This is a genomic window from Streptomyces sp. H39-C1, assembly GCF_027158125.1.
In the GTDB taxonomy this organism is placed as follows: Bacteria; Actinomycetota; Actinomycetes; order Streptomycetales; family Streptomycetaceae; genus Actinacidiphila; species Actinacidiphila fildesensis.
Genome location: NZ_JAPVLS010000116.1, coordinates 1 through 2445, shown reverse-complemented (window position 1 = coordinate 2445; position 2445 = coordinate 1). Strand labels below are relative to the sequence as shown.

2 pseudogenes are annotated in these 2445 nt (G+C 76.2%); both read right to left on the bottom strand.

The window, feature by feature from the left end:
- Window positions 1-763, bottom strand: a pseudogene (locus O3W51_RS42335) (hypothetical protein); the annotation flags it as partial.
- 22 nt (window positions 764-785) lie between these two features.
- Window positions 786-2445 (bottom strand): annotated as a pseudogene (locus O3W51_RS42330) (hypothetical protein); the annotation flags it as partial.

The window sequence follows — 2445 nt, the reverse complement described above, 5'->3', positions numbered from 1 at the left end:
CCGGATTACCGGTCGTCCCGGGCGATGCGGAGGACTGCGTGCCCGGGACCAGGCCCGGCAGCGTGCTGTCGGGGCCGATCGGGCTGCCGTCGGCGAGTTTGGCGGTGTTCTTGGCGGGAGCGTCGTCCGAGCCCGAGACGAGGAACGGCACCGCGACCAGGAGCAGACCCACCACGGCGGCCGCCGCGAGCATGGGCTTGCCCGGACGGCCCGGCACAGAAGCCAGCAACCCACGCGGACCGCTCCCCGTACCGCCCGCGGCCACAGCGGCCGCCTCGGCCTCGCCTTCCGCCTCGCCCTCCGCCGTTGCGGTCGCGGTCGCGGCAGCCGTCGCCTCAGCGGTCGCGCCTTCCGAAGCACTCGCGGCTGCCGCGGCCGGCTCCCGCTCCCCGGTCGCTGCGGACGCGGACGCGGGGACGGTGCCGGTCGCAGGATCCGGCGCGGTGACGGCAGCGGCCACGGTGGCCGGAGCGACCGGCACCGCGGCTGTGGTCGCGGAGGTCGATGGGGTAGCAGAGGTCGATGGGGTCGCGGCAGCGGCGGTCGCGGCAGCGGTCGCGGCGGCCACCGCCGGTATACCGGCACCCGGCATCGCCGCGCCGGGCAGCGCGCCCGCGCCCGGTTCACCGCTGACGACGGGGAGCACGGCGGCGTGCAGCACGGCGGGGCGTGCCTGCTCGGCACCTGACTCCCCGCTCGTCGCCGGACGTCCGCCTCCGTCACCTGACTCGTTCTCAGGCGTCCGGGGTGTAGAGGTACTCATGGTGCTGACCTGCTTTCCAGGGTTACGAGGCGGAGAGGTACGAGCCGAGTCGGCCGGTGCATTGCCGCGGCCAGGCGGTCGCGGAGGACGCGACGTCGGTGCCGCAGCGGGCCGCCTCCTCCAGCCGGGAGAGAGTCGCGGCGGGCAGCGATCGTCCGCCGGCGCCGGACGGGGTCTCATGGAGCAGCAGCCGCCCGGGGAGTTCTCCGGTGGCGGCGTGGACGGCGCAGACGAGCAGCCGGGTGCCCGGCAGGATGACGATCTGTTCGGGAGCGCCGCCGCTGTCCGGCGCACCCAGCAGGGCGCCGGTGCGGCGACCGGTCGTGGTGTGGACCGCGTAGCGCCCCACCGCTGCCGGAAGATACCGGGCGGCGGAGGCTGCGGGCAGCGCGGTGACGGGTTCCCGCACCAGGAGCGATCCGCCGGTTTCCTGCCCGCCGGCCGGATCGGTGCCGGGGTCCCAGGCTCGCAGCACCGGGCCGCGGTACACCGGCAGCCGTCGCAGTCCGGCGGTCAGACAGGCCCAATAGGCCGCGATCCCCGCGTCTGCGCGCCGCATGCCCGCCACCAGGGCTTCCGGGCCGAACGGATCGGCGTCGCCGGAACCCAGGAAGAGGTGCGCGGCGCCCAGTTCGACCCTGGCCACGTCCTCGTCACGGGCCCGCAGTGCCGGCATCCGGACCATCGCCCGGGATACCGCGCCCGCATGCCGCTCCCAGCGGTCGCCGACCAGGTCACGAAGGGCTGCCCGGTCGGCAGCGGTGCAGGCCGGTACGGGCCAGGACTCCGCCTGCTCCGCTTCGGACTCCGCGGCGGGAGGGGAGAACGAAGGCGCACTCACCGGGAGTGCCGGCGTCGAGGATGGCAACACTGGGAGTGGCGACGCCGGGGACGGCGGCGACGCCGGGGACGACGGGACCGGTGCGGCCGACCGGACTACCGGTGCGGCCACGGCAGCCGCAGATGCCGCAGCGGTCGCGGGACCGCCCGTCGCGGCTACCGCGGGCTCGGTCACGGACGCCTGTGCCCCGCCGAAGGAGGGCACGGTGGCGCTGCTGGTCGTCAGGGGTATCGGGGCCGGGGGTGTCGCGGGTGTCGCCGCTGCCTGCCCGTCCGGCTCCCGCGCCGGCGACTCCCCGCCCGTGAGGGGCACGGAGTTCGGCGAAGCCGTCCGGTCCGGTGCGACGAGCGGCTCCGCCGTCGAGGCCAGGACGGATGCAGGCAGCACGGATCGTCCTTTGCTCCGGGCGTTCTCCAGGCGATGTCCCACGGACAGGGCGGGAACGACGGTGCGGCCCGCCGTCGACGCTTCCTCCCGGGTCGCTGCACCACCGGTGGCGGACGGCGACGCGGCCGGCTGGGCGCTCAGCGATGCCTGGGATGAGGCGACCTGGGCGACGGCCGCAACTCCGCACGTCGCAACGGTGACCGAGCGGGCCGCCACGGCGGCGGCCGGCTCGGCCACCGTTCCCGTGGGAGGCGCGGCAGCGGAGGTCGGCAGTGGTTCGGGCGCTGTCCCGCGTTCCGGCCGTACCGCCCCGGTGACGGCGGCGGCCTCGTTGCGCGCGGTCGGGAAACCGTGCCCCCTCGGCGGGTCCGCCGCGAGGGTGAACCGCCGGCCGGACGCCAGTCGGCGCAGCGCGTGCCGGTCCTGGAAGGTGAAGGCGCCCTCGGCCGTCAGC